17 protein-coding genes are annotated in these 19,667 nt (G+C 66.1%); 5 read left to right on the forward strand and 12 right to left on the reverse strand.

Going from position 1 to position 19,667, the window contains the following annotated elements; translation table 11 throughout:
• From OG225_RS41700 to OG225_RS41710, 3 genes are read right to left on the reverse strand one after another with little or no spacing between them, the layout of a single operon-like run.
• Window positions 1-3,372: a WD40 repeat domain-containing protein gene (locus OG225_RS41700; protein ID WP_331757809.1), complete on the reverse strand. Its 3,372-nt coding sequence runs from the start codon at window positions 3,370-3,372 to the stop codon at window positions 1-3.
• Entirely contained in the window at window positions 3,369-4,040 is a 672-nt protein-coding gene (locus OG225_RS41705) for a hypothetical protein (protein ID WP_331757810.1), read from the reverse strand. The genes OG225_RS41700 and OG225_RS41705 overlap by 4 nt, the downstream gene beginning before the upstream one ends.
• A complete protein-coding gene (locus OG225_RS41710) occupies window positions 4,037-4,699 on the reverse strand; it encodes a sigma-70 family RNA polymerase sigma factor (protein ID WP_405183553.1) in 663 nt (220 codons plus the stop codon). Before OG225_RS41710 ends, OG225_RS41705 begins: the two co-directional genes overlap by 4 nt.
• Window positions 4,700-5,232: 533 nt before the next feature.
• Here OG225_RS41710 and OG225_RS41715 point away from each other — a divergent pair.
• The 4 genes from OG225_RS41715 (at window position 5,233) to OG225_RS41730 (ending at window position 8,988) form a co-directional block, all read left to right on the forward strand.
• Window positions 5,233-5,598: a hypothetical protein gene (locus tag OG225_RS41715; protein ID WP_405183554.1), complete on the forward strand. Its 366-nt coding sequence runs from the start codon at window positions 5,233-5,235 to the stop codon at window positions 5,596-5,598.
• A gap of 67 nt (window positions 5,599-5,665) precedes the next feature.
• Window positions 5,666-5,965 carry a hypothetical protein gene (locus OG225_RS41720; RefSeq protein WP_331757815.1) on the forward strand — a complete coding sequence of 100 codons (300 nt, stop codon included), beginning with the start codon at window positions 5,666-5,668 and terminating at the stop codon, window positions 5,963-5,965.
• A 99-nt stretch (window positions 5,966-6,064) separates the two neighbouring features.
• Entirely contained in the window at window positions 6,065-7,465 is a 1,401-nt protein-coding gene (locus OG225_RS41725) for a hypothetical protein (protein WP_331757817.1), read from the forward strand.
• Between the two features lie 1,280 nt (window positions 7,466-8,745).
• Window positions 8,746-8,988 (forward strand): hypothetical protein, encoded by a 243-nt coding sequence (locus OG225_RS41730; RefSeq protein WP_405183555.1) that lies wholly within the window; start codon window positions 8,746-8,748, stop codon window positions 8,986-8,988.
• Between the two features lie 95 nt (window positions 8,989-9,083).
• On the opposite strand, the gene purD is transcribed toward OG225_RS41730, so the two are convergent.
• On the reverse strand, window positions 9,084-10,328 hold the full coding sequence (gene purD / locus OG225_RS41735; protein ID WP_331758826.1) for a phosphoribosylamine--glycine ligase: 1,245 nt from the start codon (window positions 10,326-10,328) through the stop codon (window positions 9,084-9,086).
• A gap of 1,262 nt (window positions 10,329-11,590) precedes the next feature.
• Between purD and purN the strand changes: the two genes are divergently transcribed.
• The gene (purN, locus tag OG225_RS41740) at window positions 11,591-12,208 is read left to right on the forward strand and encodes a phosphoribosylglycinamide formyltransferase (RefSeq protein ID WP_331757824.1); all 618 of its coding nucleotides are present in this window, start codon (window positions 11,591-11,593) and stop codon (window positions 12,206-12,208) included.
• 91 nt (window positions 12,209-12,299) lie between these two features.
• On the opposite strand, the gene OG225_RS41745 is transcribed toward purN, so the two are convergent.
• The 8 genes from OG225_RS41745 to OG225_RS41780 are packed head-to-tail and all read right to left on the reverse strand — an operon-like array spanning window position 12,300 to window position 19,608.
• Window positions 12,300-13,346: a hypothetical protein gene (locus tag OG225_RS41745; protein WP_331757826.1), complete on the reverse strand. Its 1,047-nt coding sequence runs from the start codon at window positions 13,344-13,346 to the stop codon at window positions 12,300-12,302.
• On the reverse strand, window positions 13,346-13,915 hold the full coding sequence (locus OG225_RS41750) for a thioredoxin family protein (RefSeq protein WP_331757828.1): 570 nt from the start codon (window positions 13,913-13,915) through the stop codon (window positions 13,346-13,348). The genes OG225_RS41745 and OG225_RS41750 overlap by 1 nt, the downstream gene beginning before the upstream one ends.
• 4 nt (window positions 13,916-13,919) lie before the next feature.
• Entirely contained in the window at window positions 13,920-14,765 is an 846-nt protein-coding gene (locus tag OG225_RS41755) for a class II fructose-bisphosphate aldolase (RefSeq protein ID WP_331757830.1), read from the reverse strand.
• A gap of 11 nt (window positions 14,766-14,776) precedes the next feature.
• Window positions 14,777-15,943 carry a hypothetical protein gene (locus OG225_RS41760; protein ID WP_331757833.1) on the reverse strand — a complete coding sequence of 389 codons (1,167 nt, stop codon included), beginning with the start codon at window positions 15,941-15,943 and terminating at the stop codon, window positions 14,777-14,779.
• Window positions 15,940-17,172, reverse strand: coding sequence for a hypothetical protein (locus OG225_RS41765; protein ID WP_331757835.1), 1,233 nt, complete (start codon window positions 17,170-17,172; stop codon window positions 15,940-15,942). Before OG225_RS41765 ends, OG225_RS41760 begins: the two co-directional genes overlap by 4 nt.
• The gene (gene hisG, locus OG225_RS41770; RefSeq protein WP_331757838.1) at window positions 17,169-17,813 is read right to left on the reverse strand and encodes an ATP phosphoribosyltransferase; all 645 of its coding nucleotides are present in this window, start codon (window positions 17,811-17,813) and stop codon (window positions 17,169-17,171) included. The genes OG225_RS41765 and hisG overlap by 4 nt, the downstream gene beginning before the upstream one ends.
• Window positions 17,810-18,910, reverse strand: coding sequence for a MazG nucleotide pyrophosphohydrolase domain-containing protein (locus OG225_RS41775; RefSeq protein WP_405183556.1), 1,101 nt, complete (start codon window positions 18,908-18,910; stop codon window positions 17,810-17,812). Before OG225_RS41775 ends, hisG begins: the two co-directional genes overlap by 4 nt.
• The gene (locus tag OG225_RS41780) at window positions 18,907-19,608 is read right to left on the reverse strand and encodes a hypothetical protein (RefSeq protein WP_405183557.1); all 702 of its coding nucleotides are present in this window, start codon (window positions 19,606-19,608) and stop codon (window positions 18,907-18,909) included. The genes OG225_RS41775 and OG225_RS41780 overlap by 4 nt, the downstream gene beginning before the upstream one ends.
• Window positions 19,609-19,667 lie beyond the last annotated feature (59 nt).

Here is a 19,667-nt window from a genome sequence, read left to right on the forward strand (position 1 = left end):
TCATCGTGTCGGGCAGGTCGAGACGTAGGGCATTCCCGGTAGGTAGCTCGCCCAGGTCTGGGAAGTGATCGGTGTTGTTCCGCTGTGACAGAGACGTTCGGCTTCGGCGGCGGCGTCGATCCGCCACTGCCGCAATGTGCCGTCGGTCGCCGATTCGGCCAATACCCCGTCGGCGGGAAAGGAGATGAAGGTTTGCATCATCCGTTGCTTCCCGCCGGTCAGGGTCGCGTACTTGGTGGGGTTGTCGATGTCGGTGAGGTTCCACAGATGAATCCGGCCTCCGATCGGGTCGGCTGATGCCAGCAGGTCACCTCGCTGGTCGAACGCGACCGAAGACGCCAGATTCGGTGGCCCGGTCAGGGGGATCTCTCGCGGCGAGTCGGCTATGGCGAGATCGTAGAGTCGCGTTCCGTCGATCGTTCCTACAGCGAGAATCTTCCGTGAGCTGACCGCCAGCGACATCAAGTTGCCGTCGGTGTCGAAACCTGACACCTCAGCGACCACGCGTACCGCGGCAGGGTCGCTGATATCGAAGACTGTGGCCGTTCCTCCGGTGTCGCTGCCCACCGCCAGCAACGTTCCGTCGGAACTGAAGGCGAGCGAGCTCGGAAACCCCCGCGGATACCTGATCGAATCACTTGGGCGTGGTGGGCCGGTACCGGAGACATCCCAGAGCGCGACTGTCGACGACCACGGTCGCGCGACGGCGAGCAGACCGTCGGGCCCGAAGGTCAGTGAGTGGACTTCGAAGTTGCTCGAGGTGGTGATCGGTGGGCCGAGTGCGACTGGGGTGTCGGGGTTTTCGATGTTCCAGATTTGGATGTTGCGTTCGTCGTCGGTGACCGCGCGGCGCCCGTCCGGGGACACGGCCAGGACACTGCTGATTCCGGTGGGTTCCAACTCCCGCAACTCTTGTTCGCGTGGTGTGTCGATGACCGTCAACGCACGCAAGTGGGGCAGTAGAGCACTCGCCGACGGCCTGTTCGGGCCTGCGGCGGGCATGCGGATCAGCGTGCGTGGGGCAGTGCGGATGATCGCTCCGGGCAGGTCGTAGATCTGCAGTGAGGAGTCGAAGCCGATGACGGCCAGGGATTGCCCGTGTCGCAGCAGGCGTAGTTGGAAGGGCATCGGGCTGGTCAGCGAGATCTGGTCTTCGCCGGTGGTGAGGTCACGGATGCGGATGCGCTGATCGGCCCCGGCGGTGAGCAACCATTCCCCGCCGTTACCCAGAATCGCGTCGTGCAGCTTGACCCCGTCCCCACGCACCGCCGCCAGCGGCTCCGGTCGGGCCAGGTCTGCACCGATGCGCCACCGCAGCACTTCGGAGATGTCGAGACCGGCCATGAGCGTGGTGCCGTCGGCGGTGAAGGAGATCGACCGTACATAGGCACCCCGCAATGGATCGATCGACTCGGCGTAGACCGAGTCGGTGACCTCGGGGGTTGAGGTGTCCCAGATTTGGACGACGCTGCGCGAAGTTCCGGGCGGAATCAGGACGGGTGCGGCGGCCGCGACCGCGCGGTCACTGACCGCGACGTTGACATGCTGTCCTCCCACGACAGCCAGGTCAGGCAACGGGGCAGGGAGGGCAGGATCGGTGAGGCTCCATCGCAGGACCTTGCCGTTCTGTGTACCCAGCACCAGCAGAGGCTGGTCGGGGCTGAAAGCCACCGACCACGGCAGTTCTCGGGTGAGATCCAGATCGGCCAGACGGGTCGGAGTTGCCGGGTTCGAGATGTCCCACAAGCTGGTTCGGGTCTGTCCCGCGGTGAGGATCCATCGCTGATCACCACTGAGGGCAAGTGCGCGGATGTGGCCGCCACCGGCATCGAACGACGGCAGCCCGATGACGCCGGTCTCGGTCACGCGCGCCAGGTCCACGGTGCCGTCGTCCCTGCCGAGCGCGAGCAGGTCACCGTCGGGCGTGGTGGCCAGTTGCGGGCCGTCATCGATGAACGCGAGCGGGGCAGGCTTGGTGGCGAGCTGGATGGGCGCGTTCGTGGAGGTGCTGTCCAGTAGCGCCGAGCGGGTGTCCTCGCCGTCGTGGGTGCGGTACGCGGCCAGCGCGATCTGTCGGGCGGTCGCCGGGTCCCGGTCGCGGGCGAGCTGGGAAACGCTGGCATACAGGCTCGCGTGTGCTCGTGCCTGCGCCCGCGCCGACTCCTCGCGTAGCTCAGCGAACTTCAGACCCGTCCCGGTGACGGTCGCGGCACCGAGTACCACGACCAGCGCCGCGGCCCATAGTTTGTAGTTGAGGCGTGTTCGTGTGTGGCGGATGGCGTCGCCGACGGTGTGCGCGCCGAGGACGCGGTCGGTGAAGTCGTGTGGCGCTGATTGGACGGCGGCGTCGCATCCGGCTGCGGCCACGATGACCCGTAGCGAATGCTTTTGTGCTGCGGCGAGTTTGTCGCCGTATCCGGTGACCGGGGTGAGAGTGTCGCCGTCGAGTCCCGCGGTGACAGCGCATCGCGGGTCGAGTCGGCGTGGTCGTAGCTGGCGTAGCAGTTGATGGCGTGGGGCGAGGTCGTCGAGAGCGACCGCGAGGGCGGCCGCCATCGACCTTCCGACGATGGCGTTGGCGGGTGTGCCTCGTTCGAGGGTGACCGACCAGAGCACGCACGCGTCGGTGTCGGCCAGATGGCTGATCGACCACGCCGCAGCGAAACTGTCGGTGAACGCAGGGTCGGCCTGCAGGAACCCCATCCGTGCCGGGTCGGGATGCAAACCGGACGGGCCATGCTTGAGCTGTTCGAGGCGTAGGGTGCCGACTTCTCCGCCGCGTCCGCTGTAGGTCGCGAACAGCACCCGGGTGTGGGTGGACCGTCGCCGTGGGGGCCTGGCCGCGGCGAGTTCGAGCGCGACCAGGATCCCGTAGCCCCGCGCGGGTGCCCCGCCGTGCCCGAGCAACGCCAGTATCAGGGCATTGAGAGACTCGTTGTCGCTGTTCGCGGCACTGGCAGGCATCAGTTGGGTACCGGTGGAATGCAGGCCTGCCCGCTCGGTGTGTGCCAGGAACACCGCACACGCCTCGTCGACGGGCATCGCGCCGGTCAACGCGTTCGCGATCGCCGCCGTCGCACGCGCGGCGGACAGATCAGCAGGGAGCCGGGCATCACCGGGATCAGGTAACTCGGCTTCGAGTTCGAGCAGATCCTCCCCATCCAGGGAGGAAGCCGCCTCTGCTGTGGTCCGTCGCCATGTGGCACGAGATCGCTGGGCCAGGACTCGTGTCTCGGGGGTATCGCCCATCAACGCCGCAGTCGCGTCGGCACCGTCGGTGACGGCGCGACGGCACAACGCGATCCACCGTTGCTGCGCCCCGGTCAGTGCCTCGAGCAGGTTTTCCTTGTCGTGGTCGCCTTGATCGTTCACCGGAGTCCATTGATCACGGCCGCGCGCACCGGGTGCGTGGCGGGCAACTGGCGGGCGATGCTCCGCCACGCGTTACGTCCTGCGGTCGGGGAGTTCCGTACCGCGGCGGTGACCGCGCTCGCGTGTTCGGCTGTCAGGGTGGATGATTCGACGACAGCGACCTGGAGGTCATCGGACAGGGTGATCTGTGAGGTGACGATCTGCCCGGTCAGTGTGCCCTGCTGCTTCTCATGGAGCACGACGAGCAGTTCGGTGCGCTGGGTCGCGCCGGTGACCTGGATCGAGACGATATCGCCCGCCGACGCGCGGTCGCTGTGCGCGGTCACATCGATACTGGTGGCATGCCCGTCCGGCGAGGACCGCCGAAACTCGATACCGAGCTCACGATCGCAGATCCGCTGGACCGGCCCCGCGGTATCGGAGGCAGCCGCACGGATCTCGGCGGTGAAGCCCGGCACCCGCACGCCTCGCGCCCGGTGGCTCAGCGCGGTGACGGTGGCCTCGCGGGTCGACCGGCGTGCCCACTGCCCGGTCAAACGGTCGGCGATCCGGTCTCCGGCCGCCAGGAATTCGGGCTCGATCGGCATCGGCGAACGGTCATCGTCGGTGATGCTCGCGACCAGGTCATCTAGCTGGGCGTTGCGAAAATCGTTGCTGTCCGAACTCATCGGTCTGATCCTTTACCGTCGTCACGACCCGGCTGCGGATCGAGAAGTTGTCTGAGGACAAGAACTCCGCTGGCGCGCAGACGTTTGACTTTGGACTGGCTGATGCCCAGCAGCTCGGAGGCTTCCGCGGTGGATCGGATGTCATAGCCGCCGTCGTGGGTCGGAAGAACAAACGTCGCCCGCAGCACCGCCCGTACCTCCGGATCCGGGACGGCGTCCAAAGCCGCCGCGATTTCCTCACGAGCGAGCAGACGGTCGTGATCGTCCACCGCGCTCGAATCACTCAACTGCGCCACCGCACTGTCGTAGTCGACACGTCGACCGGGATGGCGCATCGCGGCGAGTCGCTCACGGCGAAGATGCAGCACCCGCCATCGCACGTTCTGCACGATGATCGCCCGCCAGTGCCGAATCGGTTCGGCGGGAAGCGGATCGGTCAGACCGACGATCACATCCTGGGCGATGTCTTCGTAGCTGTAACGCATGTCCGCGTCGATCTCACGCAGGACGTGGAACGCCTTCTGTGCGGCATACGCGGCGGCCACAGCGAGATCGACACCGACGATGTGCTCGAAAACCGCCCGATGCGACTCCACGGGAGCCTCGGTGATCGGCCGCCCCAACCATTCATCGAACGCGTGCCGCGACCCAGTACCCACAGGGGTTCCCTCCCACATCCGGCGATTCCGCTTACCCCGGTTCGACTGCACGGTAACCGTTCTCGTCACGCAAAGTACGTCATCACCGGAGCCGCCGCCACTTCGCTCGCCACCCTCGCCCAGGCGAGTATCGACAGCCGCTCTCATGTCGTTGCACACGAAATTCGATCGTGCTCACCACTGTGTGTGGACGACTCGGGTGTCATGTCGCTGCTCCTGTCAGTTCGATCGGAAGGTCATGACAGGGAAGCGATTCGGTGAGCAACGGGTTTGCGCCCGGACCCACCGTTGCCGATTCGTTACGGTGCGACGGCGATCCGAACCGGTCGACCGCGACGGCCCGTCGAGCGACTCTTGCGCATCGCGGAGTTGAAACGGCCTTGTCGCACTCGATGTCTACACCCCACCGCTCGTTCGGATGCAACCGGTGGGGACAACGCTTCACCAACTCGTATCGATTCCGATTCCGGCGCTGAACCGAACCGATAGTGGTTGCGATCGCACCACTGAATACGGCACATGCACACATTGTCGTGGACGCGGCGTTCTCGCTGCACGGTCCGCGTGTTCCGAACACCGACGAGAAAGAATCCTTCATGCCCTATATTCATACGACGTTCGCCGCTTTGGCCGGCATCGGACTCACTGCTGGCGCTCTCATCGTCGGCACCGCCGCTCGGGCAAACGCTCTCGCGTGGCCACATTCGACGTGCGAAGCCCGCACCTACGAACCCGACGCCACCAGCCTGTACCGGTTCAAATTCGATCACTCCGACGGCAACGTGAAGTACTTCAAAGTCTGGATGCCCGGCAAGAAGATGAACGGTTATCAGGTACCCGACCTGCCTTTGCGACTCGGCGACCCGGGCCACCCCGACAACTGGGCCAGTTGCCGCTGACATCGCACGAGTCTCGGGTGGTTCTCACCGGAGGCCGATCTGATCACCGAGGAAAGGTGCAAACATCATGCTCTCGAATATCGTCGGCGCCCGCACGATATTGACCGCACTCACAGCCAGTGGCGTCATCGCCGCGTTTCTCGCCATCGGCGCCGCCGCACAGGCTAACGCCTTCGCGTGGCCGCATGAAACTTGCGATGCCCGCACCTACTATCCCGATTCACACAGCGATTACAAGTTCACCTTCGACCATTCCGACGGCAAAACGAAATATTTCCAGGTCTGGAACACCGACCTCGGCTACGACCTGCCGCGAGTTCTTGGTCTCGAAGACGGCAATCATGAGAACTGGGCAAGCTGCCGCTGACTCGCTCTATCTCCGATCTCGGACGGTAGGTCATTCCCTTTGGCCTACCGATCCGTCGGCTACCGCATGCCCCGCGGTCACCCCGAAAGTCTGTGAACAATGTCTACTCGAGACGACGATTCGGCCACGTGGTGGGTTCTCCTGTGGGAGAGCCTGCTCCGGCCGATTCTCATTGGCTGGCAAATCGCCGAGAACGTCTTTCGGCCGGAGTTCCGGTTGATACCCAAGGACATACTGGTCGATCGGCTCGCCAGCGTGCGGGCGTCTGCCGGACTCGCGATCAACGTGATATTGCTGGACACGTTCATCGGTGACCGTAGCGAGCAGGTCCTTACCGGCCTGCTCATCCGTCCGCTTGTTCCCGCGGTTATCGGTGTTCCCGTTTCTCTCGTCGCCATCGGCGTATTCGTAGTAATCAGCGACATCAGGGTTCGGTCCGACACAGTCCGCGAGATGAAGTGGCCTCTACGCACCCTCGGTCTCGGAGCGCTGTTCGTTTCGATTCTCGCAGCGCTACCCTTCGTCGTCCGAATAGCGAGCACAGTGCTGTGGGCGTTGCTCGGCGGCTGGGCTGCGCTGGTGATGCTGCTGGTGTTTCCGGTATTCCTCGCTGTCGGTCTCGCGCTGGCGGCGCTCGTACTGCGCATGGTGTTCCTGGTTGCAAAGTACTGGTTCAACGCCGCGGACGGTCACCCACTGCTGGCACCCGTGATAGCGATCGTCGTTTCCTGGCTGTCGGCACTGGTCGACGTCCTCACCGATGGGCCGAATTCGCTGCCGACCGGACTCTATGCGATCACGCTGTGTGGGTCGGTGATCACCATCACGGCATTGTCCGGATTCGAGATTCACCGCATTCGTTCGAAGCACGGGGCGGGCTTCCGCAGCGGCCCCTACCCGCGTCGTCTGCCCGCACCCGGCAGGCCCGAGCATTCCCGAAAAACATGTCGGCAATGCGAGAGCGCTCTCCCGTTCTGGACCACCGACTGCGTCTGGTGTGACGAACTCACCGACGATCAAAAGGCGGGACGGGCGCAGGCGGCCGTCGGCGCGCTGATCGTGGTCACGATCCTGGCAGCGGTCTTCCTCCATCGATCGGGGCCATCGACGCGGGACACCCGCAGCGCAACACACACCGCACCGCCGGGAACAGCGGAATTCGTCTCACCGAGCGGCAATATCGCATGCAGGATCGAGCCGAATGCGACACCACCGGCGGTGGTGTGCGAGGCCACGGATATAGCCTTCACCGCTCCACCGGTCCCCGATTGCGATTCGAACCGATACGGACACGTAGTCGTCTTGGTCGTGGGTGACCGTCCCCGCTTCCCATGTGCGCCGCAGCCCCTGCCGTCACAGGCCCTGCCCCGCCTGCCCTACGGCTCCCACTCGACTGCCGGGCCGTTCACGTGTGACAGCGCCGAGAACGGCGTCACATGTCGCGACACCGGGACCGGCAACGGATTCCGACTGGCTCGCGAAACCTACGACCTATTCTGACGGACAGTGCATTCGCAGCTTGGGACGACTTGCTGAACGCCTCCCCCGTGCACGAAGGCTCGGTGGGCGTCGGATGGCGGGGGATCGAGTGGATCGGGTTGTCGAGGTCGATGATGGTGCACAGAGTTGTGAGCCGGGTCAGTTCGGTGGTCGATCCCATCGCGGCGCCGAGCACCGATAGAAAGTAGGTGAAGACCGGAGCCGAGCACGGGGTGCACATGCCGCCGGTGAGAGCCGCTTGTGATCGCGTGCGGAGTACGGCACATACGGCGAAGGTGGCGACGGTGCTCCCGAACGCGGGTTTCGCCGTCGTTCGGGGACAGGCGGAGGTGGCGTTTCTTGGCCGTGGCCGAGTCCTCGCGTAGCCCTGCGACCGTCGACTTGGGAGACCGTTGCACCGGGGTCGGGCTCGATGATACCGCCAAGCAGAGAGGCGACAAGCACCTCAGATTTGGTTCCACGGTTTCGATCCTCAAGGCTGCACGCACCGTCAGCCAGGAGCATGAAACCCCTTCTAACCAGTAGGTTTCAGCGCATAACCGCACGACTGCTCGCCAGCTGGATTCGGCCAGGCCGCAGCCCCGACCATACCCACATGACTCGGCGGACATCCGGTAGTGGCTCGACCCGGTTGGTACATCAACCATCTTCAAGCGCATGCGCTCATGCCGCAGCGTACTCGTGCCGCTGGCCAGTACGGATTCGCAGGCTTGTCGAGGTTCGGCCGGGTTTCCGCGAGGAATAGTGCAACGGCCGAATAGCTACCGTCCTCCAGGTTCTCGTCACCACAATGTCAGTAGGAGGCCCGCCACCTGTGGGTTTCCGAGACGCCAGGATTGCTGAGGACGGAGCGAGGGGACGAGCGTGGCTGGACCGCCGACTGTCCTGACCTGCGTGTCATGCGCTGACCGCCGAGAAGGGCTGATTCTCGGCGGTACGGGTTATCAGGTCTCCTCGACGCTGGTGCGCCAGTTGTGGTCCAGATCGAGGTGTTCGGTGAACGCGATCGCGGGCAACCCGATGTCATGTCCACCGCCCGCTGGCAGGTCAATCGCATTCGACCCGCAGCGGTCGAGTCGAGACCGCCGGTGTCCCAGGACCATTCGCTGTGTACGTGCGCCTCGGCAGGCAAGACCATGACCTCAACAGTGACATTGTGGTGCGCTGCCGCAGCGTCGGCTCGGGTGCTGGACGATTCGTCGAGCGGCCTAGCATCGACTGGCAGGACGGTCCCCGGACCAGTACACGAGGAGTCGTGGAACGCACTCAAGAGCGGGGACATGGCTGCCGGGTTGGACAGTGACGGAGACGTCCACATCGCCGCTGAGGCATTGGGGTCGATCGTGGCGTACACGAACGCGCTCGCCACCCTCGTTCACAGGCACAGCAAGGCCGACCTGACCGAAGATTCCCGAGTCGAGGCTGTGGTCGACGCGCTGTGGCGCGGCGCGGGCCCTGCATCGAAGCCGATGCAGAACTACGCCTTCGGCATCGTGTTCCCCAACATTCGACTCATCGACTGACGCACGACCCCGTGTGGCCGCGCCGAATCACGGGTCGGCTGTGCAACGAGCAGGTTCGCGACCCCGCACGCGGTGGATCAGCGGCCAACCGTCGCTCAAGCGAGGTCCTGGCCGATGTCGCTGCGGACGACTTTTCCTCGGAGTTCGACGTGAGCGAGGGCTTCGTAGGCGGTGGCCCGGGCCAGCTCGGGGGTGCTGGCGCGCGCCACGACGTTGAGCAGACGCCCGCCCGCGGCGACCAGTTCCCCGGTGTCGTTGTAGGCGGTGCCCGCGTGCAGGATGTGCGCGCCCTCGACCGAGCCCGCCGCGTCCAGGCCGGTGATGGTGTCACCGGCGACCGGGTCGGTGGGGTATCCGTCACTCGCGATCACGATATTGAGGGCGGTGTCGCCGCTCCAGTCCAATGCGACATCGGATTTGAGAGTGCCTGTGGCGCAGGCCATCAGCAGTCCGGCCAGTGGTGTTTCGAGGCGTTCGAGAACCACCTGGATCTCCGGGTCGCCGAAGCGGGCGTTGTATTCGATGACCTTGACCCCGTCGGTGGTGAGCACCAGGCCCGGGAACAGCACGCCGGAGAACGGTGTGCCGCGCTTCTCCAGTTCGGCCAGCACAGGGTCGACGACGGTAGCGGCGAGGGTGTCTTCCACTCCGGCGGGAAGCCAGCTGACCGGGGAGTACGCGCCCATTCCGCCGGTGTTGGGTCCGAGGTCGCCGTCGTAGGCGCGTTTGTGGTCACGCGCGAGGGCCAGCAGCACCGAACGCGTGCTGCCGTCGCACAGGGCGAAAGCCGAGAACTCCGGTCCGGCCAGGTATTCCTCGATCACGACCCTGTCGCAGCCTGCCGCGTGCGCGCGTGCTTGGTCGATGTCGTCGGTGACGATGACGCCCTTGCCCGCGGCCAGCCCGTCGTCCTTGACGACGTAGGGCGATCCGAATTCTGTCAGCGCCGCCTCTACCTCGACGGTTGATGTGCAGGTGCGGGATCGGGCGGTAGGCACCCCGGCAGCGGCCATCACGTCCTTGGCGAAGGCTTTGGAACCTTCGATACGCGCGGCGGCCTCGGTGGGGCCGAAGCAGGCGACGCCGCGGGCCCGGACGGCGTCGGCGACACCGGCGATGAGCGGCGCCTCGGGGCCGATGACGACGAGATCGACGCCGAGTTCGACCGCGAGGGCGGCGACCGCAGCGCCGTCACAGACATCAACCGGATGACACTGCGCGAGGACGGCGATTCCGGGGTTGCCAGGGGCGGCGTGCAGTGCGGTGGCTTCCGGGTCGCGAGAGAGCGCCTTGATGATGGCGTGCTCGCGGCCTCCGGGTCCAACGACGAGAATCTTCACAGCGTCCATCCTTACTGGTCACGGGCACGTGGGCGGTGCCTCAGTGGTGTCGGTGAAGCACGGCGCGAAAGGTATCGATCCTCTGATCGCGCCCGTCTGCGGTGCGCACGGCGCGCCGGTGTGAAGTGCGGCACCGGCTCGAGACCGCACTGTTCTCGATACATGAAGGTGCACAGAGGTTTTCGCTCCGGCATTCAGACGTTGGGGTGTCTAGGATATCGGATGTTGGTGGGCGGGTGGAGCAGGCGGGAATGTATTGCGAGAGAGAAGCTCTTCGGTCTTGGGGTTGGGCCGGCTTGTGCACGACGCCAGCTACCGCGCGCGATCAGGCGAACTGATCTATCACGGCTCTCGTGGCGGGGGCAGCGTGTGGAATGCGTTGGCGAATTTGGCGGTCGGTGGGCGTCGGTGCGCAGGCATCGCGGTTGCGGGGCGTGATAGGCAGGCGGCAGTCGCGGTGGCCGACAACGAGGGGCTCGGGATCGCGATGCGATTGGAGAGCTGTCGCGGTGCGACGGTCACCATGCATCACTTTCCCGTGGAGCGAGGAGTCGACGGGTATACGACGCGGGCACGTTGTGCGTGTTGTGCCGGTTTGCGTTCGGCCGCGCTGCTGGGTAGCTGTGCGGGGTTGGCGAATGGGCCCGGAGTGAGCATGCTGAGTGCCCCGTCGGTACTTGTGGTGGACAAGCTGGTCGCGGTGACCGTGGAATGGGCGTATCGGTTGCGGTCGGCGGGGTGGACGACTGTCATCGACATCGGATACCCGAACTATCTGCACTTTCGCGAAGCCGCGCTGCTGTGGGGACAGTTGTCGACGTTCGATCTGATCACCCTGAATTCGACGGTGGCGCGGTTCCTGAACAGTCGTTTGGGGTGCAGTGTTTCGACGGCCGCGCCGGGACCGCAGCATCGCCGATCCAGGTTTCGGCCCCGCACTGTCTGGTGGTCGACACCGTCGGCGCAGGCGACGCGCTCGTCGCGGGACTGCTGGAGGGTTTGCTCGGGTCCGGGCACATCGCGGGCCCGATCAAGGCGTCGCCGTCGGAACTGCGCCGGTGGTGTCAGCAGGCGACCGAGGCGACTCGAGCTGTGCTGGGGGCGGTGGGTGCACGGGGGCATCTCGGCGGGAACCTGGTTCGGCTCGATGACCCTGCGCCGGGAATGTGTCGTGTTTGCGGGGGGCCGCAGAGCACCCGTGTCACTCCGGTGACGGGGTCGGCGGGTCGGGCGTTCGCTGCGAGTGTGGAAAACTATTAGCCATGTCGCAACTGCGGGTCGGTGTCCTGGTTTCCCACAACGGCTCCAACCTGCGGGCTCTGCACCGCGCGTCCGCCCAGCCCGGCGCGGCCTTCACTGTCGCGGCGGTGATCAGCAACAACAGTGGCTCCGGTGGCGTGAGTTATGCACGCGAGCAAGGGATCCCGACCGCGCACCTGTCAGGAAAGACCCATCCCGACCCGATCGATCTGGATGAAGCGATCCGTGCGATGCTGGTCGAGCACACGGTCGATTGGGTCGTGACCGCCGGGTACATGAAGAAACTCGGCCCGGCCACCCTCAAGGAATTCGCGCCGCGGATCCTCAATATCCATCCCGCTCTTCTGCCGAAATTCGGCGGCCACGGCATGTGGGGGGCGAACGTGCACCGTGCGGTACTCGAGGCCGGTGAGACGGTCAGCGGCCCGTCGGTCCATCTGGTCGACGAGGACTACGACACCGGTGAAGTGATCGCCCAGCTCGAGGTGCCGGTGCTGCCCGAGGACACCATCGATAGCCTGGCCGGGCGTGTGCTCGCCGCTGAACACACGCTGTTGCCGATGGTCCTCACCCAGCTCGGTACCAGGCACCGCCTGTTTCTGAACATCCCGCCCGCCTGACCTCCACGAGCGCGCGACGGGCTCGACCGCCGAAACCGGCCGCGAGTCGGCGACATCGACTCGCGCCGCCGGAGGTCGAGATGATCCCGGATCAGACAGGCGCCAGATTCAGTGCGACGTACACCGCGAAATCTCGACAGGCTGTCAGCGCGCGCAGGTCGATGCTGCGTCGTGTCGGAGTGTCGCCGTCTCCGGAGAAACTGACGAACATCGCGTCGTGGTCGGTGCCGGAGGTCGGGTTGGTCACCAGCCCCCAATCGTCGCCCCGCGAGTGATAGGCGCTGCTGACTCGCACGTCGATCCCCGCACGGGTCGCCGCGGGTATGAGCTCGTCGCGTAGCGCCGCGAATGTCTGTGGCGCGACGGTGTATCCGGCGCCGTCGCCGGTGTGCGCGACGACGAGCGCGCCTGGATGGATGCGTGGTAGGCCGTCGCGTGCTGCGGGATCGAAGATGCCGTCGAGGAAGATGATCCGCGCCTGGGGGGACAGTCGGGGCAGGATGTGGGGGAAGGTCCGGGAGAAATAGCCTTCGGGGAGGTGCTGTTCGCCGTCGGAGAGCACCACCGCACATGGCACGCCGTGCGCGGTCAGAACCCGGGCGACATGGAGGGCGATTACCGCACCGGTGCGGTCTTCGATCCCTGTGCCGCTCAACTGATTTCCGTCGACGCTGATCGGTTGATGGTAGACGGCACGGTCGCCGGTCCGGATGTCGGCGGCGGTGCGGGCGACCAAGCGAGCCTGACGTAATTTGACCTCGGCATTCCCGAGATCGGTCACCGCGCCGTCGCGGATACCGAGGAAGGACACCGCAGCGTGGGTGAAGTTCGGTGACAGCCTGTGGCAGGCCGCCACGTGCAGATGCTGCGGTCCGACGTCGACGACCGTGAACGATGACTCGTCCAGGTGCGCCGAGAGTACGAACTGCGCCTCGGTCAAGTCGCCGACGACGAGGTTGCCGCCGATGACGTGAGGGGCCGGGAGTTCCAGTCGGCGGCAGATGTCGGTGATCGGTGGGAGTAGGACCAGCGGAACGAACCGGTGTGGTGCGTCGTGGTCGAGCAGCCGTCGTAGATCCTCCACCATTCCTGCCACCGTCGCCGTCGGTTGCGTGGTGAGGGTGCTGTTGTCATCCATCACGGGGTGTCCTTCGAGGCGTGCCATTTGATGCTGCATCCCAGCGACGGCACCTGCTGGGCAGGTGGTGGTTGACGGTCGAGCATCGCGGCGGCCGCGGCGAGGAGATGGTCACCGGTGACGAGCAGCCAGTTGCCGGGTCGACTCTCGTCGAGTTGGCCACGGTAGTACAGGTTTCCGTCGTGGTCGTAGAGGAAGAAGTCCGGTGTGCACACTGCCCCGAACGCGCGCGCGATGTTCTGGGTGGTGTCGATGAGATACGGGAACTTGTAGTGGTTTTCGGTGATGGCCGCGGTCATTCCCTCGGGACCGTCTTCGGGATTCTCGGTGGCGTCGTTGGGGTTGATCGCGACCGTTCTGACTCCGCTGGCGAGCAGGGTCGCGGCGATCTCGGCGAGACCGGGCGCGACGTGGCGCACGTAGGGGCAGTGGTTGCAGATGAACATGACCAGGGTGCCGTTCTGCCCGGTCAGGTCGGCACTGGAATGGAGTTCGCCGGTGGGGTCGGGCAGCTCGAAAGCGGGCATCGGTGCGCCGATCCGGGCAGGCTGTGATTCGGTGCGGGCCACGGTGTCACACCTCGCGCAGGGTGTAGTCGGCGAGCAGGCTGGAGTAGAGCTGGCTCAGGGCTTCGTCGGTGGCCGCGGTCAGGTATCGGGGTTTGCGGGCGCCGGGCCCAGTGCCGGTGACGGTGTCGCGCACGGTGTCCAGGTAGGTGGCGCGGATAAGGGTTTCGATGTTGACCTTGCGGATTCCGGCGTCGATACCTCGCCGGATGTGGTCGGGGGTGACGCCGGAGGAACCGTGCAGGACGACGGGGAGTCCGGTGCTCGCGGCGACCGCGGCGATCAGGTCGATGTCGATCGCGCGGGTCTGTTCGGTCATCCCGTGCAGTGATCCGGCGTCGAAGCCGACGATGTCGGGGCTGCACGCGCGAGCGAAGTCGGTCACCTGTGCCGCGGTCACCGGTTCGGGGGTGTGGGCGTGTCCGGCGTGACCGAGTTGTCCCAGCACGAATTCCAGCGACGCCCGCGAGGACAGGTCGCTGTGCAGGGCCGCGGCGGTGTCGAGGTAGGTCCCCGGCGCGATCGCGCCCTCGTCGAGGAAATTTCCCGAGGTCCAGCCCGCGTCGACGGCGGCGCGTAGATCGGCGGGGTCCTCGCAGTGGTCCAGGTGCAGTGCGTAGTCGACGTCGGGGTGCTGGCCCGCCAGGCATTGGACCAGGTCGGCGGTTTCGGCGAATCCGAGGTACCGGGCGGCGGGCACCGAGTAGGCGAGAACGACGGGCGCGCCGGTCTTCTGGGCGGCCCCGAACACCGGATACAGGGTGTCGAAAGTTTCGACGTTGAACGCGCACAGTGCTTTCGCGGGATCGAGGTCGGCGAGGAGTTCGGTGATGGTGCGTGGCGGGTTGGGCATCGGTGTTACTCCTATTTTTCGGTGAACAGGTGGACGCCGAGTTTGTTGGCGGTGGCGATCTGCATGCGCTGGTCGGGCAGGCGGCGTACCGCGAACTGCATGCCGACACCGCTGCTGTCGTCGATCACTTCGGTCTGTGCTGGCACGGTGGGGTCGGCGTGGATGCCTACTCGGAACAGCAGCGGTGTCCCGCCGGGATCGAGGTCGAAGCCGGGGCCGTGGGCGTGCCAGCGTTTGCCGGTGATCACCCACGCGTCGACGGGTTCTTGCGCTGTCGCCGGTATCACCGCCAGGGCGTGCAGTTGGGAGGTGGTCGATTCGAGCGTGCGGCGTTGGTAGATGCGGCAGCGGTGGTTGGCTTCGGCCAGGTCCCAGCGCCACAGGCCGCGCCCGTGGGGACTGGCCGCGAACAGTGACGCCGGTCCGGTCCCGAACCGGTGGGTGTGGATCATGCCCACATCGCCCAGACCGGCACTGATGGTGCTGCGTTCATCGATCTGCATCAGCGCTGTCCGCCGCCACCGGCGGCGGATGTCACCGTCTGGGACGTAACTGCACGTCGGGGTCAGGATATGAGGCTGGGTGTCGGCGTCGATCGCGCCGACCCCCAGCCCGTGCCAGTTACCGCCGTAGTCGCCCACCGGATGTTCGATCCACGGCTCGTATGGGTCCGGGCGCGGTTCGAACCAGGAGATCTTGGGCCGGTCGGGGACGGTGACCAGGCCGCGGGTGCCGCGAGGATCGAGTGCGGTGTACACGACCGATTCGTAGATCCCACCGCGGGTGATCTCATGGCCGCGCCACAGCCCAGGAGCGTCTCGATGTTCGAACCAGCGCAGTGGGTCGCGGTGCATGCCGACCGACAGCAACGCGGGACCGTCACGGCCGGGTAGCGGCCAATCGTAGGTGGCCGCCTTGTATTGCGGCGGTCCTCCGCCCTCACGCAGATGAGTGTGCGGGTCGGTCCGGTCCGGTCCCCCGCCCCACGGCGGAAGCCACGCATCCTCGACCGTGCGGAACACTGTCGATGCAGCGGCAGGATCATCGAGCGACCACCACTGCTCTCCCGCGACGAGTTCGTCGACACCGTCACCGTTCATGTCGGCGAAGCAGCATCCCTCCGCGACGAACGCCGCGGACACGACGGTGCGGTCCCAGCGACTACGTGAATCGATCACAGCGCCAACATTCCGATGGCGTTGTCGCCGTCTATGGTTCGCCCCTCCGACCATGCCCGCAGCACCGGCTCGTCGGCCGGACTCGACCAATGCATCGTGTCGTACCACTGCCGCAACGGCGCCAGCAGCGCGGCGGTGTTGTCGACCTCGATCGGCACGATGGTCTGTTCGTAGATGTCGGGGCCGATCACGAGGGTGTCGACGTGCAGGTAGCGGGTCGCGGGGTTCCATACCGGATCCTGGAGCAGCCCATCGGCGAAGTCGATGCGCTGGTCATTCGGTGTGCTCAGCGCCGATATCGCGATCACCGCCCCGGGACCTACCCCGAAGCTGTCGCGATCCAGCGGTGTGGTGACCTCCTCGATGCTCGAGCCCGCGGCGGCGAAGCGCTCCAGTTCGGCTGCGGTGAACAACGCACGCAAGGTGTCTGTGTCACCGAGAGCGCGGGCGGCGACGTACTGGTCGAGGTAGCCGAGCAACCCCTGTGGGTGTTCGTAGATGGTGTCACGAGAGACCACCAGCCCCGACCAGCTGTGGTAGATCGTGGACTGAATTCTCGCTTCTACCAGCCCTATTCGCCCGAACTCGAGAGCGCATTCGAGTGGAAGGGTGATCGTGGCGTCGCCGACGGCGAACCAGCCCGCACCTGCGAGCGAGGGCCGGTACCCGCTGCGGGATCCGATGCGTCGCGCGGGGGAACCACCCAGCCTGTAGTGCAAGGCACGGTTGTCGTCGCGGTTGAGAAACGCGGTCGTTTCCGGTCCACGCAGGTGATCGGTGATGACTTCGGCCCACCTGCCGGTCTCGAATACCGCTCCGACGTCGACGCTGTGGCTGCCGATCGCGAAGATCGATTGCTCGTCAGCGAGGTTCAGTCTGGGCGCGGTGGGGCCCATAGCGACGACGCTGACCGCGCGCGGGCCACCTCGGGCTGCGTTGAGTGACCCGTCGATCGGGTCGCACACCAGCCACCATCCGTCCCTGTGTTCAGCGGGTGGGAGGTGTAGTGGTTCGGCGCCGTCGCGGACCCCTTCGCACCCGCCCAGCCGGATCGACCCGACCTCGGTCGGTGCGGTGGCCAGAACGGCGGTGAGGGCAGAGGTCGCGGCACGGTCCAGCAGCGGTGCGGCTTGCGCTCCCAGGCCGAGGAAGGGATATGCGGCCGCGACGGCAGTGGAGGTCGCGGCCGAGGCCAGCGCGGCGGCGGCGTGGACGGCGGGGTCGGTCATCGCGGGATCACCGATTCGTTCAGTGCGCCGAAGTCGCAGTCGGGATGGACCGCTGTTGCTTGCATGACGGAAATGACCTCTCGGACAAGGGGATGGGAGACATCGGTGTGTGCGCCGACCACGATGCGGACGTCGGCGCGCATCAACTCGCGTACGACGACCAGCCCGTTGGCGGCGGCCGTGCCCCCGGTTTCGACACAGTCCAGCGCGGTGTCGGTGAACCGTCCCGGGTAGGCCTCCACGGCACCGGCGATGGTGGTGATCGACGCCGTCGCGGGAAGCAGCCGCGCCGCTAGCCGGGGATACGGCGTGGCGACGCTGTAGGTGCCGCCGGTAGCGACGGTGTGGTGCTGTGGCGCCAGCAGGCTGATCGTCACGTGATACCAGCACAGCGGATCGAGAACTCTGATTTCGCAACCGGTTTCGGCGATCCATTCATCCGAAGCGACAGCCACATCGACGTGGCCGCGTTCGACGGCGGTCGGGATATCGGGGACCTTCAACAACAGCACTTCCAGCGCGCCGTCGCCGCGAGTGAAGGCGTATCTGCGGGTGTCGGTGCGGGCCCCGGGCACGAGTTGAGTGAGCAGGTGGCGGCTTTGACTCGACAGTCGCCCACCCGGCAACGCGACCCGGATCATCGCGGTTCCCGGAACGCCGGGGACCGAGACGGTCGCAGTGCGCCGTGAGTATCCAATTGTCGCAGGACTTCGTGGCCCAGCGCACGCTCCGCGTGCTCGGCGAGATCGACTTCGCCGATATTGGCCACGCAGAACACCCAATGCAACAACTGCGCGAGTTCCTGCCCGATACGGGCGGGGCTCTCGCAGCGGCGGATCGCCTTGGCCACTTCGCCGGCTTCCTCGAGCATCCACGACAACGCCCGCTCGGATTCCGGTCTGCCGAATACCTGCGCGGCGACCGACTGCATTGTCCGCAACCCCGCCAGTGCCCCTGCTGGATAGACCACCGGCACAGACCCGAACGGCAGGTCCACGATCGCACCGTCGCGCCAACCACCGACACGGCGGTGCTGCACACAAGCGGCTGTCAATGCGCTGGCCAGGCTGTGGATGTGGGCTTCGGCGACACGGTCGACCTCAGCGAGCGAAGTTGTCGCCTCGGGTCCACCGAACATCGGGGCCAGGACCGCGACAGGGCTGCCGAGCGCCGCGCGCAGGTGGGTGATCACCGCCTTGGCGGGCAGATACCGGTCCTGTTCGTCGACGACCACGATAGCTTTCACCGCCACGGGTTCGACTGCCCGCGCGCGGGTTTCCCACACGCTCTCCTCGGTGAGGATGCAGGCTTCGGGTGGGTCGAGGTGCGCGTCGATGAGCAGATGAGGGACCGAGCGTGGTTGCGCGTGCCCGTCGCTGTCATCGCCGAGAACCAGCAGTCCGGCCGCGTTCGATTCGATGATGTGCCCGCTCAGATACAGCATGCCGTTCCGGTATGCGACCAGCGCGAGCAGGACCGGCGTCACCGCTGTTCGCACCTGGTCCCAGGTAGTGACGTGGATCCGGATTTCGTGGCGCCGATCCGGTGCGCACCACACCGAGATCGACCCTTGCGCTATCGAATTCACGTGCGAAGTGGTCGGGCCGATGACCACTGCGACCGCGGCCTGGCCGACGCGAGCGACGCCGGTGGCGCGGGCCTTCTCGAGGTCGGCCGCAGGGGTCTGCGCGGTGGGGATCCACACCACAGCGAGCTGCGGAGGTTCGGTCGGGGTCACGTCAATACTCCGACGGGCAGCGTCATCGCCGATTCCCATGCGATGCCTGCGGGTTCGCTGTCGATGTGGCCCAGCAGGCTCATGTGCCGCTCATAGGCGGGATAGTGCTCGCTCAGGTGCTCCCGGATCGTCTCGCGGGCCACCGCGACGTCGGGAGCCAGACAGCCCCGCGCCAGCCGTTCGGCCAGGCGACGCCCCCAGCAGTTCAACCGCAGCTGACGGTCCGGACCGTACTCGCCCCGAAATTTCAGGGCGACCGGGAACTGATACAGCAACTCGGCTTCGCACATCCCCCGCAGTACGCGGTCGAACCCGTCCGGCGAGGCGGGCTCGGGCAATCGCCAGTCCGTGATCTCGGCGATGGCCCACACCGACCGCGAGGAGGCGAGGTAGACGTTGCTGGCGAACAGCCCGCTCGTGCGGAACTCGCTGTCCCACAACCACATCAGCAGGCACAGGCCTATCGGCGGAATCGACAGCGGGTTTCCCACGCACGCACGGTGCATTTCGTCGGTGATGGCGTCGAGGACCTCGTCCGGTGTCATCGCGGATTCGGTGTCGATCGCCACGGTGGCTGCCGGGTCGGTCCATCCGCGCTGTGGCGATGCCCATCCGACCGCGCCTTCCTGGAATCGGCGTGCCGAGGCGTCCACCGGGACCGTCAGCCACGCCACTCGCCGGTCAGGTGCTATCGACACGGCATGGCGCCGCATCCGCCGATTTCCGGCCATCGGACCGACGTCTTCGCTGCTCTGGT

Origin of the sequence: Nocardia sp. NBC_01377, from assembly GCF_045040005.1 — a bacterium.
GTDB classification, from domain to species: domain Bacteria; phylum Actinomycetota; class Actinomycetes; order Mycobacteriales; family Mycobacteriaceae; genus Nocardia; species Nocardia noduli.

Bases quoted from the DNA above. Each gene is read 5' to 3' on its own strand.
- OG225_RS41730 (WP_405183555.1), top strand. From the start codon at position 8,746: ATGGCTGCCGGGTTGGACAGTGACGGAGACGTCCACATCGCCGCTGAG.
- OG225_RS41720 (WP_331757815.1), top strand. From the start codon at position 5,666: ATGCTCTCGAATATCGTCGGCGCCCGCACGATATTGACCGCACTCACA.
- OG225_RS41745 (WP_331757826.1), bottom strand. From the start codon at position 13,346: ATGGATGACAACAGCACCCTCACCACGCAACCGACGGCGACGGTGGCA.
- OG225_RS41765 (WP_331757835.1), bottom strand. From the start codon at position 17,172: ATGACCGACCCCGCCGTCCACGCCGCCGCCGCGCTGGCCTCGGCCGCG.
- OG225_RS41725 (WP_331757817.1), top strand. From the start codon at position 6,065: ATGTCTACTCGAGACGACGATTCGGCCACGTGGTGGGTTCTCCTGTGG.
- purN (WP_331757824.1), top strand. From the start codon at position 11,591: ATGTCGCAACTGCGGGTCGGTGTCCTGGTTTCCCACAACGGCTCCAAC.
- OG225_RS41755 (WP_331757830.1), bottom strand. From the start codon at position 14,765: ATGCCCAACCCGCCACGCACCATCACCGAACTCCTCGCCGACCTCGAT.
- hisG (WP_331757838.1), bottom strand. From the start codon at position 17,813: ATGATCCGGGTCGCGTTGCCGGGTGGGCGACTGTCGAGTCAAAGCCGC.
- OG225_RS41705 (WP_331757810.1), bottom strand. From the start codon at position 4,040: ATGAGTTCGGACAGCAACGATTTTCGCAACGCCCAGCTAGATGACCTG.